This is a genomic window from Streptomyces flavotricini, assembly GCF_020639365.1.
Taxonomy (GTDB): Bacteria; Actinomycetota; Actinomycetes; order Streptomycetales; family Streptomycetaceae; genus Streptomyces; species Streptomyces flavotricini.
Genome location: NZ_JAINUL010000001.1, coordinates 5,047,954 through 5,060,672, shown reverse-complemented (window position 1 = coordinate 5,060,672; position 12,719 = coordinate 5,047,954). Strand labels below are relative to the sequence as shown.

10 protein-coding genes are annotated in these 12,719 nt (G+C 71.6%); 4 read left to right on the top strand and 6 right to left on the bottom strand.

Translation table 11 applies throughout. The features are described from left to right. Positions 1–344 precede the first annotated feature (344 nt). The 5 genes from K7B10_RS23035 to K7B10_RS23015 form a co-directional block, all read right to left on the bottom strand. On the bottom strand, positions 345–1,046 hold the full coding sequence (locus K7B10_RS23035) for a hypothetical protein (protein WP_229338662.1): 702 nt from the start codon (positions 1,044–1,046) through the stop codon (positions 345–347). 91 nt (positions 1,047–1,137) lie between these two features. Next, on the bottom strand, positions 1,138–1,491 hold the full coding sequence (locus K7B10_RS23030) for a hypothetical protein (RefSeq protein WP_229338660.1): 354 nt from the start codon (positions 1,489–1,491) through the stop codon (positions 1,138–1,140). A gap of 651 nt (positions 1,492–2,142) precedes the next feature. Then, positions 2,143–3,003 carry a helix-turn-helix domain-containing protein gene (locus K7B10_RS23025; RefSeq protein WP_229338658.1) on the bottom strand — a complete coding sequence of 287 codons (861 nt, stop codon included), beginning with the start codon at positions 3,001–3,003 and terminating at the stop codon, positions 2,143–2,145. Positions 3,004–3,534: 531 nt separating this feature from the next. Continuing rightward, on the bottom strand, positions 3,535–4,362 hold the full coding sequence (locus K7B10_RS23020; RefSeq protein ID WP_229338656.1) for a trypsin-like serine peptidase: 828 nt from the start codon (positions 4,360–4,362) through the stop codon (positions 3,535–3,537). An 85-nt stretch (positions 4,363–4,447) separates the two neighbouring features. Next, on the bottom strand, positions 4,448–5,668 hold the full coding sequence (locus K7B10_RS23015) for an amidohydrolase family protein (protein ID WP_229338654.1): 1,221 nt from the start codon (positions 5,666–5,668) through the stop codon (positions 4,448–4,450). 132 nt (positions 5,669–5,800) lie between these two features. Here K7B10_RS23015 and afsR point away from each other — a divergent pair, with 132 nt between their 5' ends. From afsR to K7B10_RS22995, 4 genes are all read left to right on the top strand, one after another. Next, positions 5,801–8,908 (top strand): SARP-family global regulator AfsR, encoded by a 3,108-nt coding sequence (gene afsR / locus K7B10_RS23010; protein ID WP_229338651.1) that lies wholly within the window; start codon positions 5,801–5,803, stop codon positions 8,906–8,908. Between the two features lie 226 nt (positions 8,909–9,134). Then, positions 9,135–9,365, top strand: a complete 231-nt coding sequence (locus K7B10_RS23005) for a hypothetical protein (RefSeq protein ID WP_229338648.1) — start codon at positions 9,135–9,137, stop codon at positions 9,363–9,365. Between the two features lie 319 nt (positions 9,366–9,684). After that, a complete protein-coding gene (locus K7B10_RS23000) occupies positions 9,685–10,413 on the top strand; it encodes a class I SAM-dependent methyltransferase (RefSeq protein ID WP_229338646.1) in 729 nt (242 codons plus the stop codon). A gap of 59 nt (positions 10,414–10,472) precedes the next feature. Continuing rightward, entirely contained in the window at positions 10,473–11,045 is a 573-nt protein-coding gene (locus K7B10_RS22995) for a Uma2 family endonuclease (RefSeq protein WP_229338644.1), read from the top strand. Here the strand turns inward: K7B10_RS22995 and K7B10_RS22990 are convergent. Next, a complete protein-coding gene (locus K7B10_RS22990; protein ID WP_229338642.1) occupies positions 11,035–12,657 on the bottom strand; it encodes a FadD3 family acyl-CoA ligase in 1,623 nt (540 codons plus the stop codon). The two genes, K7B10_RS22995 and K7B10_RS22990, sit on opposite strands and share 11 nt — an antisense overlap. Positions 12,658–12,719: the final 62 nt, after the last annotated feature.

The following is a 12,719-nucleotide window of genomic DNA, read 5'->3' as shown; positions in this document are numbered from 1 at the left end:
GTGCGGAGCAGCGCTCGGAGGCCGCCGCGACCGGATTGCGGTCCGCCCGTGACTTATCGGATTCGGTTGTCGTTCCTCAGATGAAAACGATCACTACGGCGGGCTCCGGGAAGGACCACTTCTCCATGCGGTTAGAGACCGTCGCGCCTTCGTCCCCGGCGCCGTACGCGGTGGCGCCGTACGCGGTGGCGCCGTACGCGGTGGCGCCGTACGCGGTGGCGCCGTACGCGGTGGCGCCGTCTCCGTCCTTGTCGGCGCGGCCACGGCCGGCTCGGCGGACTGCGGCCCTGTCCGTCCCGGCGTCCCCGCGCTTGGCCGGGGCGCCGTCGCGGACTTCACCGTTCTCATGCCCCGTAGTGGAGTCTGGGAGCCGGGGAGGGCCGGGAGTTGCGGTGCCGCGGCGTCTGCTGGCGGGGCGGCCGGGTGAGCGTGATCTGGCGGACGAGCTGCTGGAAGCACGCGAGGGCGGCGATGGCGGGCAGGGTCGCCGCGGCCTGGGCGGGGAGCGTCCTCGGCGCCTGGGCCACGCACAGGAGCGTGGCCAGGGTCGAGAACAACAGGACGATGGACCACGAGTGGACGGCGCGGCGCTGGTGCAGGGCCGCCCTGAGGATGGACAGCGAGGCGACCATCCAAGGGCCGTAGATCAGCAGCGGCCACCAGCTGACCACGTCGTGGCCGGTGTGGGGCACGGCGCTGTGCCGTAGCGCGTCGCAGATGGCGAGCCCGCTGAAGATGCTCACGACGGCGGCGATGAGCGCGACCAGCAAAGACGTGCACAGGCTGCCCGTTCGCATCAGGGCCACTGCAGGCGCCTTCGCCCGGACGGTCCGGCGGCGGTGCCCCGCGGATGCTTCCGCCGGCCCGGTGCCCAGCGGTCCGGCCACCAGCCCGGTGGTGCTCATCGCATCGGTCACTTCATCGAAGACGACCCGGTCGAAGGACTGCGTCTGGTCGCCCATGCTTCCCTGAAGCAGACAGGCGAGCTCCTCCGCCGGATCCCACGCGCCGTTCTCCTGGGCCGTCCCGAGTGGCGAATACCCCATGCCGGTGTGCTGTTCGGGATCCGGAGCCGGCCGAAGCGTGCGGGCATCCGGCTGGGTGGGGAAGCCGGTCCAGTCGTGATGACCGTATGGTTCATACAAGGGAGTCCTGCCTCGATCGGCCGTCGGTCCCGCACATCCCGGATACGGCCGTGCCGTCCGACCGCCGATTGAACTCGTGGCGGATCGAGCTCATCGCTTCCAGGAAGTCCTCGAAGATCGATGACGAGTAATTCAGCTCGATTTTCAGACCTTCATACTGCAGAGCCGCGTTCTCACCCTGGGCTCGGTCCGATGACGCCGGTGTGAATGTCCACTTACCCATCCGGTCGGCCCCTGGGCGAACGGGGACGTCCGCCTCTTCTGGGTGCCGTTGGAAGATTGCACCGAGGTTTGCTGTTGTCATAGTCCAACCAACGCTTCCGGCGCCGGGCAGGGTGTGAGCCATGCGGGTGATGATGACGGAGCGCACGCGTGCGGACCGTTTCCTTTCATCGTTTCTGCAGTCGCGGTGAACCGCCAGGACCGAGGTTCGCCGCAGCTCAGGGCAGTGATGGCGAGGAGTGGGCCGGGGTGGGCCAGGGATCCGGGTCGGCGCGCTTTCTCCCGGCCCGCCTCCGGACCGGCCGCCTCATGGAAATACGACATTACGGCAACCCGACAGGGTGCTGCACATGGCTGCAATGCGAGCGCGGGGCATAACCCTGAATATGCCGCTGCGTTATGTGGAGATGTTGCCGAGGGCTCGACCGCGGGCCCCGTTGCGATTCGTCACCGGAAGGGACCCGCCGTGGCAGACATGTTGGTGAGGCTCGTGCTGATCTGTGCAGTACTGGGTGCGTTCTGGGGCGCAATGGCGTCGTCGGGGGTGGGCCGGATGCGGCACAAGGACGTCCTCGAACTCAGGCGCCAGCAGCACTTCAGGTACGTCTTGGAGCGGAATGCGAACGCCCCCTGGCTCTTCCAGCACGAAGTCCCGGAGGCTGCCGCGCCGGTGCGGGTACCCGTAGGCGGCGCGACGTGTTCCGCCTGCGGAGCCCTGGCCGGACGGGAAGGCGGGGCCCCCGGCTGAGCGCCCCCACCGCTCACCGCTCACCGCTCACGAGGATCGCGCGTAGGTCCCGATGGCGTCGCGGATGAACTCGCGGCTCTGTTCGGGTGCGAGTGCCTGCGCTTGGAGGTGGTCGTACATGAAGTGGTAAGGCCGGCGGTCCGCGGGCTTCTCCAGGTAGAGATCACTGGTGTAACGCTCCAAGTACACGACCCCCGCGTCGTTGTCGGAGAACGTGAGGATGGAGAACTGCCCCGAGAGACCGGGGTGGGCTCCTGCGGTGTGCGGGAGGATCTGCACGGTGATGTGCGGCTGGACGCTGATGCGGTCCAGATGTTCGAGCTGTTCGCGCATGACGTCGGCGGTGCCGACGGCGCGGTGTAACGCCGATTCGTCCAGGACGACCCATAAACGAAAGGGACGGGCGGGGTGGTGGGCGCGGTGCTGGCGCCGCAGCCGCACCTCAAGACGGATGGCGGCCTGTTCGGCCGTGATGTGAGGGTTCGTTTCACCGATGACCGCTTCGGCGTAGGCGGGGGTCTGCAGCAGACCGGGCATCACCAGTGGCTCATACGAGTGAATGGAGATGGCCTCCGTCTCCATCCCGACGAACACGCCGTAGGGCACGTCGCCGTAAGCGACCCACCAGCCCTGCCGGCCGGACTCCTTCGCCATCCGCATCAGCGAGGCGACGAACGACTGGTCGGTGACGTCGTAGAGTTCGCACAGATCACGCACGTCACGGGGGTTGATGGCACGACGGCCCGTCTCCAGCAGGCTGATCTTGGACTGGGATACCAGGAGCAGAGCAGCCACTTGTTGGGACGTCATGCCCGAGGCCCGACGCAGTCGGCGAAGTTCCGCGCCCAGGCGGAGCCTCCTGACGGTGGGGCTTCCGTTCGCCGCCATGGGCGGTTTTACCTCCAACTACACGAACTCACAACGAGATGCAGGGCCCACGGCAAGCGGCAAAAGCATTCTGCTTACCCGAACCGACGAGGTGCACACCCGGCTGGCAAAGACCACCTATACGGCCCAACGGGCAACGCCCGAACCGGCTCCCCCGACGGTGGAAGGCCCCGCACCAGGCGCCGCCGGATGTCCGGCCCCGTCCGCCCAGAGCCTCCGCGACGCCCGTCGCGACCGAAGGGCGGCCGCACTCCCACCGCCTTGCGGTCGTCATGCCAGGTGACACCGATCCAGTCCTTCGAGCGGTCGGGTGGCCGAATGTTTACGACCATGCACCATCGTACCCAAACCGGGCCGGCATCACCGACGGACCGTCAGTTCTGCAAGGGGGCGCCGGTCGTGACCCCGATGGCACGGATCTGGAGCCCTCCCGGCGCCGCTCCTCGTTCCCCGGGTGACCGGTCTCGGACCCCGGGGCGGACGCGACCGCGGACCCGGAGCCCCGGCTCGCGCACCGCGGGCACCGGCGGCTCAGCGGGCCGTCGCCGTCGCCTTCGCGTACAGCTGCGCCGCGTACTCCCCCAGGATCGTGCTCGTCGAGACGTCGTCCGTGTCGCCGCCCGTGAGGATCCCGATGATCTTGCCGTCCTTCGCGAGCCAGGCACTGCCGCTCGTACCACCCGGGAAGTCCGCGCAGTCGAAGCGCTGCTCCGTCGGCGTCTCGCGGATCGCCGACGCCGTGCACGTGCGCGGGACCTTGCGGTCCGCCGGGTAGCCGGTGACGGTGATCTCCTCGCCCGAACGGCCCGTGGTGTCCAGGGCCGCGGCGCCCGTGACGTCCTCGATGTTGCGGCCCGAGGCGTCCGGGGCGAGGCGGGCGAAGGCGAGGTCGTAGTCGTCGTCCGAGTCCTCGGACCAGCGGGAGTCCTCGAAGACCTCTTCGATGGTCCAGGCACCGTACGGGGCTCCGCCGTTCGCGTACGCGGGTGCGAAGACCGCCCCTGCGTCGCCGTGCTTCCCGGCGAGCAGGCAGTGCCCCGCGGTGACGATCAGGTTCTTGCCCGCGCTGTGCACCACTGTGGCGGTGCAGAAGTGGTCACCCTGTACGCCGCCTTCGAACAGGGCACCGGTGAAGGCGGCGGGACTGCCCGGACGGGGCGAACCCGAGGTGTCCAGCTGCGGCTGCTTCGCTGCTTGCGATCGCGAAGACGAGCTCGGTGAGGGCTTCGCCGGGGCCGCCGCCTTGACGTGCGCCTCCGGTCGGCCCTCCGCAGCCGGCACCACCTTCGTCATGACGGCGGACGCGCCCAGCGCCGCCACCGCGCACAACACCCCGGTCACCACGGTCCGCTTGTCCACCGCCACCGCCCCTCCCACTTTGCTCCGGCGAAGCATGCCTTGATCTTCGCCTTCGCCGCAAGGGGACCTCCGGGCTCCCGACCGCTCACGCCCCGGCCCACAGCCCTTCCGGCGTCAGTCCCAGCAGGTCGATCGCGTTGCCGCGGACGATGCGGTCCACCACGTCCGGCTGCAAGTGGGACATCTGGGCCTCGCCCACCTCCCGCGACTTCGGCCACGTCGAGTCCGAGTGCGGGTAGTCGGTCTCGTAGAGGACGTTCGCGACGCCGATCGAGTCGAGGTTCTTCAGGCCGAACGGGTCGTCGAAGAAGCAGCCGAAGACGTGCTCCGCGAAGAGCTCCGACGGCGGACGGTGCACCTTGTCCGCGACGCCGCCCCAGGCCCGGTTCTCCTCCCACACCACGTTCGCGCGCTCCAGGATGTACGGGATCCAGCCGATCTGCCCCTCCGCGTACATGATCTTGAGGTTGGGGAAGCGTTCGAACTTGCCGCTCATCAGCCAGTCGACCATCGAGAAGCAGCAGTTGGCGAAGGTGATGGTGGAGCCGACGGCCGGCGGCGCGTCCGCCGAGGTCGACGGCATGCGCGACGAGGAGCCGATGTGCATCGCGATGACCGTGCCGGTCTCGTCGCACGCCTCCAGGAAGGGGTCCCACTCGTCCGTGTGGACGGACGGGAGGCCCAGGTGCGGCGGTATCTCCGAGAAGGCGACCGCGCGCACGCCGCGCGCCGCGTTGCGGCGGACCTCGGCGGCGGCCAGCCGGGCGTCCCACAGGGGGATCAGGGTGAGGGGGATCAGGCGGCCGTGCGCGTCCGGGCCGCACCACTCCTCCACCATCCAGTCGTTGTACGCCCGCACACCGAGCAGCCCGAGCTCGTGGTCCTTGGCCTCGGTGAAGGTCTGGCCGCAGAAGCGGGGGAAGGTCGGGAAGCAGAGCGCCGACTGGACGTGGTTGACGTCCATGTCCGCGAGGCGCTCGGGAACCGAGAAGGAGCCCGGGCGCATCTGCTCGTACGTGATGACTTCGAGCTTGATCTCGTCGCGGTCGTAGCCGACGGCGGTGTCGAGACGGGTGAGGGGTCGGTGCAAGTCCTCGTACACCCACCAGTCACCGATCGGGCCGTCGTCGCCCTTGGCCCCCATGACGGGGGCGAACTTCCCGCCCAGGAAGGTCATTTCCTTCAGGGGGGCGCGGACGATCCGGGGGCCGGTGTCCCGGTATTTGGACGGGAGCCGGTCCCGCCAGACATGGGGAGGCTCAACCGTGTGGTCGTCCACCGAGATGATCTTCGGGAAGGTCTCCATGTGGACTACGGTAGCGCTGATCTGACGAACCGTCAGCTACTTGGCGAGTGATCGGTCCGACACGGGCTGACGGGTAAGCGCAAGACAGGGCAGACTGGCCCTTACACCGACGGAAGGCAGGGGGGACGACAGATGGACGGCATACCGGCCATCCCGCACCAGCGGAACCACCCCGAGGCAGCCCGGCGCCACTCCGCTGCCGCGCCGGACGCCACGACCGGGACTCGGCCCGACCTCAACGCCGCTCCCGCCGCGGACACCGAAGCCGGCACGGCCGCCGCAGCCGCCGCGGACACCGGCACCGGCACGCCCGCCCCCGACACCACCCCCGACCCCGCCTCCTGCCGCTTCGCCGTCCTCGGCCCCATCCGCGCCTGGCGCGGCGGCGAGGCGCTGCCCTCCGGCACTCCCCAGCAGCGCGCCCTGCTCGCCGCGCTCCTGCTGCGCGGCGGCCGTACCGCCACCGCGCCCGAGCTGATCGACGCGATCTGGGGCGAGGACCCCCCGCAGCAGGCCCTCGCCACGATCCGTACCTACGCCTCCCGCCTGCGCAAGGTCCTCGCGCCCGGCATGCTCGTCACCGAGTCCGGCGGCTACGCCATCCACACTCCTGCCGACGCCCTCGACCTCGGCGTCGCCCGCGGCCTCGCCGCCGAGGCCGAACAGGCCCGCGCCGCCGGCGACCGCATCCTCGCCCGTACGCTGCTCGACCGCGCGCTCGACCTCTGGGACGGCGAACCGCTCGCCGGGGTCCCCGGCCCGCACGCGGACACCGAGCGTACGAGGCTGCAGGAATGGCGCCTGCAGCTGCTGGAGACCCGCCTCGACCTCGATCTGGAGGTCGGCCACCACGCCGAGGCCGTCTCCGAGCTCACCGCCCTCACCGCCGCCCACCCGCTGCGCGAGCGCCTGCGCGAGCTCCTCATGCTCGCCCTCTACCGCAGCGGCCGCCAGGCAGAGGCGCTCGCCGTGTACGCCGACACCCGCCGGCTCCTCGCCGACGAACTCGGCGTCGACCCCCGACCCGAACTCGCCGCGCTCCAGCAGCGCATCCTGCGCGCGGACGCCGAACTCGCCTGCGCCGAGGACCCGGCCCCGGCCGCAGCGCCCGCACTCGTAAGGCCCGCCCAATTGCCCGCCACCGTCGCCGACTTCACCGGCCGCACCACCTTCGTCAACGAGCTGGGCGAGATCCTGTCGGGCGTCGGCGGCCAGGTCATGGCCGTCTCCGCGCTCGCCGGCATCGGCGGCGTCGGCAAGACCACCCTCGCCGTGCACGTGGCGCACGCCGCCCGCCCGCACTTCCCCGACGGACAGCTCTACGTGGACCTCCAGGGCACCGAGCCGCGGCCGGCCGAGCCCGTCGCCGTCCTCGGCTCCTTCCTGCGCGCCCTCGGCACCCCCGACACGGCCATCCCGGACAGCGCCGCCGAGCGGGCCGCACTGTACCGGTCCACGCTCGACGGCCGCCGCGTCCTGGTCCTGCTCGACAACGCCCGCGACGCCGCCCAGGTCCGCCCGCTGCTGCCGGGCACCGCCGGCTGCGCCGCGCTCGTCACCAGCCGGGTCCGCATGGCGGGCCTCGCGGGCGCCCATCTCGTCGACCTCGACGTGATGAGTCCCGAGGAGGCCCTCCAGCTGTTCACCCGGATCGTGGGTGCGGAGCGCGTCGGCGCCGAACGCCAGGCAGCCCTCGACGTGGTCGGTGCCTGTGGGTTCCTGCCGCTCGCCATCCGCATCGCCGCCTCCCGGCTGGCCGCCCGCCGCACCTGGACCGTGTCCGTCCTCGCCGCGAAGCTGGCCGACGAGCGCCGCCGGCTCGACGAGCTCCAGGCCGGCGACCTCGCCGTGAAGGCCACCTTCGAGCTCGGGTACGGACAGCTGGAGCCCGAACAGCAGCGCGCGTTCCGCCTCCTCGGCCTCGCCGACGGGCCCGACATCTCGCTGGCCGCCGCGTCCGCCGTACTCGACCTGCCCGAGTACGACACCGAGGACCTCCTCGAAGCCTTAGTGGACTGCTCCCTCCTCGAATCGGCCGCGCCCGGCCGCTACCGCTTCCACGACCTCGTGCGCCTCTACGCGCGTGCGTGCGCCGAACGGGACGAGCAGCCGCCGAGCGGCCGCGACGCGGCCCTGGACCGGCTGCTGGACTTCTACCTCGCCACCGCCTCCGCGGTGTACGCGGTGGAACGGCCCGGCGACCGGCTCCCGGCCCACCTGTCCGCGACCCACTACCCCGGCCTGCGCTTCGCCGAACCCCGCGCCGCCCTGGACTGGCTGTACGCCGAGGCGGACCCGCTGCTGGCCTGCGTCCGGCAGGCCTCCGTACGCTCGACCGGGCGGGCGGACGTGCTGCGCCGGGCCGTCGACCTGTTGTGGGCGGCGAAGGACCTCGCCGAGTCTGGGGCCAACTCCAAGCAGTACGAGTCCGCCGCCGTGGCCCTGCGCGACGCCGCGCACGCCGCGAAGGACCCGCACGCGGAAGGCCGGGCCCGGACCACCCTGACCAACGTCCACCTGGTCGCGGGCCGCTTCGGCGAAGCCGACGAGGAGGCCCGCCAGGCCATGGACCTCGCCCGCGAGGCCGGCGACCCGCTGCCCAGCTGCTGGGCGCCCAACGACCGCGGGATCATCGCCCTCTACCAGGGCCGGCACGCCGACGGCGAGCGGTACCTGCTGGAGGCCATCGAGAACTTCCGCGCCGACGGCAACCACATCGGCGAGGCCAGCGCCCTGTGCAACCTCTCCCGGATCCACGTCGAACTGGGACGGCTGACCAGTGCCATCGACCTCGCCGGGCAGGGCATCGCCATATACGACCGGATGGGCCTGACGCTGCGCCTGGCCAACGGCCGCTACGCGCTGGGCATCGCCCTCACCGAGGCGGGGCGCCTCGGCGAGGCGCAGGACCAGCTCACCGAGGCGCTCTCCCTGTTCCACGACAACCGGCAGCCGCTGTGGGAGGGCGTGACGCACTTCCGGCTCGCCGTGGCCCATCTGGCCGCGCACCGGCCCACACTGGCCGCCGCGCACGCCGAACAGGCCATCGCGCTGCGCGGGATCGGCGGGGAGTGGCGGCGGGCCACGGTGCTGACGGTGCTGGGGAAGGCGCTGCGGCGGCTGGGGCAGCGGGACCGGGCGCGGGTGTGCTGGCGGGACGCGGAGGTCGTCTTCAAGCAGCTGAAGTCCGCGGAACTGGCCGAAGTACAGGCCCTGCTGGCCGCGGAGATAGCGGCCTGAGGCGCCTGAGCTGCGGTGATCGGCCGGCCGTCGGCGGCCGGCCGGCTGCCCGCCGGCTGGTGATCGGCTGATGAACGGGGCATTCATCGTTCGTTTATCGCCGCCCGCCAAGATGGATACATCGACTCACCGCGTCGGGGGGCGCGAGAGTCGGCTGGAGGACCACCCGTTCGGCGGTCCGCGGGGGAATCGCCGAACGGGCCCGACCCATCCATCAGGAGAACCGATGACGACGAACGAGAACATCCTGCCGAACGACGGCGACATGAAGCCGATGGACAATCACGCGTCCGGCATCGAGATCAAGCCGCTCGACGACAGCCTGGCACCGGGCGTCGACATCACGCCGATGGACAACCACGCCTCCGGCATCGAGATCAAGCCGCTGGAGATGAAGCCGGCTTCGGCCGAGGACATCGTGGCGATGGACAACCACGCCTCGGGTCCGCGTCCGTAAGACGTCCCACGGGGGATAGCGGGGGACGAGGGTCCGGTTCCACGGGGGATACGGGAACCGGACCAACGGGGGCCGCGCGGGGATTCGGGGGAACCCCACGCGGTCACGGGGGAGCACGGCCCGGTGGGGTCACGGGGGAACCGCCGGGAGCACGGACGACGGGGGAGCACAACAAGGACGGCGGCCGCGGTGGCCCGGAGGGGGAGCCACCGCGGCCGCCGTCGCACGTGCGCGTACGCAGCCGCAGGCACGCCGGGGGCGGCGGCCGGCTCCGCGAGAGGGCGCCCCTCTGCCGGGCTCCCCTCACTAGGCTGGGCCCGTGTTCACCTCACAGGGACCCACCGTCCGCGAGCTCGCCGTGCAGGCCCTCTCGTCCGTCGAGCGCGGGTACGACCTGCTCTCGCCCAAGTTCGACCAGACCCCGTTCCGCACTCCCGACCGCATGCTCGACGCCGTCGAGGAGACGCTCGCCCAGCGGGAGGGCTCCTTCGGGGCCGGGCTCGACGTGTGCTGCGGGACCGGCGCCGCGCTCGGGATGCTGCTCCGGCTGTGCCGGGGCCGGGTGACCGGGGTGGACCTGAGCGCGGGCATGCTGGCCGAGGCCGCGCGGGCGCACCCCGACGAGCGCGTCGATCTCGTACGGGCCGACGCGCGGGCGCTGCCGGCCGAGTCGGCGGGCTCGTACGACCTGGCCGTCAGCTTCGGCGCCTTCGGCCACTTCCTCCCGGCCGAGCGGCCCGCCCTCTTCTCCGGGGTCCACGCGGCGCTGCGCCCGGGCGGCCTCTTCGCGTTCCCGATCGGAGCCCCGCTCCGGCCGGTCTCCTGGGTGTGGTGGGCGGTGGCGGGCTTCGACGCGGCGATGCGGGTGCGCAACGCCGTGTGGCGGCCGCCGTTCGTCATGTACTACCGGACCTTCCCGCTGGGCGGCGTCCGCGCCGACCTGCGCGCGGCCGGCTTCACGGTGGAGACGGTCCCCCTGGACCACTTCGGCCGCCGCGACGACGGGACCCCGCGCTGGCGCCTGGTCCTGGCCCGCAAGGCCGGCTAGAGCGCCGGTACCGACGCGCCCGGCCCAGTAGGCTGGCTCCGCACCCTCTGGAGGACACGATGGCAGCCGAGCTCCCCGAATGGATGCTCCCGCCCCGCCCGAGCGGCTGGGAAGCGGACGACCTCGACCACCTGCCCCAGGCACCCCGGCACACCGAGCTCATCGACGGAGCGCTGATCTTCATGATGTCCCCGCAGCGGTCCTGGCACGCCCGGCTCGTGGAGAACCTGACCTTCAGCCTGCGGAAGGCCGCACCCGAGGGCATCGAGATCGAGCGGGAAATGACCGTCCGCCTCGACAAGAGGAGCCGCCCCGAGCCGGACGTCCTGGCCGCCACGGCCGCCTACGACCCCGACCGCACCCGCTACCTTCCCGACGAGGTCGTCCTGGTGGTCGAAGTGGTGTCCGAGGAGTCTGCCGACCGCGACCGCTCGATCAAGCCCTTCAAGTACGCCCAGGCCGGCATCCCCCACTTGTGGCGGGTCGAGGACGAGCAGGGCGAGCCCGTCGTGCACGTCTACGAGCTGGACACGGTCACCCGGACGTACGTTCCGACCGGGATCCATCGCGACCGGCTCAAGGTGGCGGTGCCGTTCCCCGTGGACGTCGACCTGGGCACGCTCACCCCCTGACCAAGCGGGCGCGGAGTTCGCGCTTCAGGACCTTTCCGCTCGCGTTGCGCGGTAGCTCGGCGACGAACTCGACCGTGCGCGGGACCTTGTAGTTGGCCATCTCGCGGCGGGACCAGGCGATCAGGTCGTCGGCGGTGAGGGTGGAGCCCGGGCGGCGCACCGCGTAGGCCCTGCCGACCTCGCCCAGGCGCGGGTCGGGGACGCCGACGACGGCTACGTCGGCGATGTCCGGGTGCAGGCCGAGGAGTTGCTCTATCTCGGCCGGGTAGGCGTTGAACCCGCCGACGATGAACATGTCCTTGATCCGGTCGGTGATGCGCAGGTTGCCCTCGGCGTCGAGGACCCCGACGTCGCCGGTGCGCAGCCAGCCGTCGGGGGTGACGGCCGCGGCGGTCTCGGCCGGGTCCTCGAAGTAGCCCTGCATGACGTGGTGGCCCCGTACCCACACCTCCCCCGCGGTGCCGGCGGGCCGGGCCCGCCCGTGCTGGTCGGCGACCCTCACCTCGGTGTCGGGGATGGCCCGTCCCGAGGTCGAGGCGATGACCTCGGCCGGGTCCCCGCGGCGGCACATCGTGACGATGCCGCTGGCCTCGGAGAGCCCGTACGCGGTGAGCACGGTGGCGATGTGCAGTTCGCCGCGGAGCCGCTCGACGAGCTGCAGCGGCACGACGGCGGCGCCGGTGACGACCAGGCGCAGCGCCGACAGGTCGTGGTGGTCGCGCTGGGGGTGGTCGAGGAGGGACTGGTGGAGGGTGGGCGGACCGGGGAGTACGGAGATCCGCTCGGCGGCGATGTTGGCGAGGACGGTGTCCACGTCGAAGACGGGCTGCGGGACCATCGTGGCCCCGCGCATCAGGCAGGCGATGATGCCGGCCTTGTAGCCGAAGGTGTGGAAGAAGGGGTTCACGATCAGGTAGCGGTCGCCCTCGCGCAGACCGGCGAGCTCGCTCCAGACGTCGTAGCAGCGCAGTGACTGGGCGTGGGTGATGACGGCGCCCTTGGGGCTGCCGGTGGTGCCCGAGGTGAAGATGATGTCGGAGGGGGAGTCGGGGCGGATCGACCCGGCACGCTCGCGCACGGTCTCGGCACCGGTCCCGTCCCCGCCGGCCAGGAACTCCTTCCAGGTGCGGAAGTCGTCCGGGGCGTCCTCGGAGAGGACGACGACCTGTTCGAGGTGCGGCAGCCCGGGCAGCGGCCCGCGGCCCTCCCCCTCGGCCGCGGCGCGGCGCAGGGAGGCGACGTACGAGGTGCCGAGGAAGGTGCCGGTGACGAAGAGGAGTCTGGCCCGGCTGCGGCGCAGGACGTACGCGGCTTCGGAGCCCTTGAAACGGGTGTTGAGGGGGACGAGTACGGCGCCCGCCGAGACCGCGCCGAGCGCGGAGACGATCCACTCCAGGGTGTTGGGGGCCCAGACGGCGACGCGGTCCCCCGGCTCGATGCCGGCCGCGATGACGGCGGCCGCGGCCCGCTCCACGCGCTCGCCGAGCTGCGCGTAGCTGACGCGGACGCGCCCGTCGACGACGGCCTCGCGGTCGGCGTACCGTGCGGCCGCCGCGCGCACCAGTCCCGCGATGCTGCCCCAGCGCAGATCCCCCCGCGCGTCTTCGGTCATCGCACACCCCTCCCAGTAGCTGACTATCCGTCAGATTAGCTGTAGCCTTCGCGGCTGTCAGT

What these genes read in the sequence shown, in the direction of transcription:
- K7B10_RS23035 (WP_229338662.1), bottom strand. Translation starts at nt 1,046, where the DNA reads ATGGGGTATTCGCCACTCGGGACGGCCCAGGAGAACGGCGCGTGGGAT.
- K7B10_RS23030 (WP_229338660.1), bottom strand. Translation starts at nt 1,491, where the DNA reads ATGGCTCACACCCTGCCCGGCGCCGGAAGCGTTGGTTGGACTATGACA.
- afsR (WP_229338651.1), top strand. Translation starts at nt 5,801, where the DNA reads ATGGACGGCATACCGGCCATCCCGCACCAGCGGAACCACCCCGAGGCA.
- K7B10_RS23025 (WP_229338658.1), bottom strand. Translation starts at nt 3,003, where the DNA reads ATGGCGGCGAACGGAAGCCCCACCGTCAGGAGGCTCCGCCTGGGCGCG.
- K7B10_RS23005 (WP_229338648.1), top strand. Translation starts at nt 9,135, where the DNA reads ATGACGACGAACGAGAACATCCTGCCGAACGACGGCGACATGAAGCCG.
- K7B10_RS23015 (WP_229338654.1), bottom strand. Translation starts at nt 5,668, where the DNA reads ATGGAGACCTTCCCGAAGATCATCTCGGTGGACGACCACACGGTTGAG.
- K7B10_RS22990 (WP_229338642.1), bottom strand. Translation starts at nt 12,657, where the DNA reads ATGACCGAAGACGCGCGGGGGGATCTGCGCTGGGGCAGCATCGCGGGA.
- K7B10_RS22995 (WP_229338644.1), top strand. Translation starts at nt 10,473, where the DNA reads ATGGCAGCCGAGCTCCCCGAATGGATGCTCCCGCCCCGCCCGAGCGGC.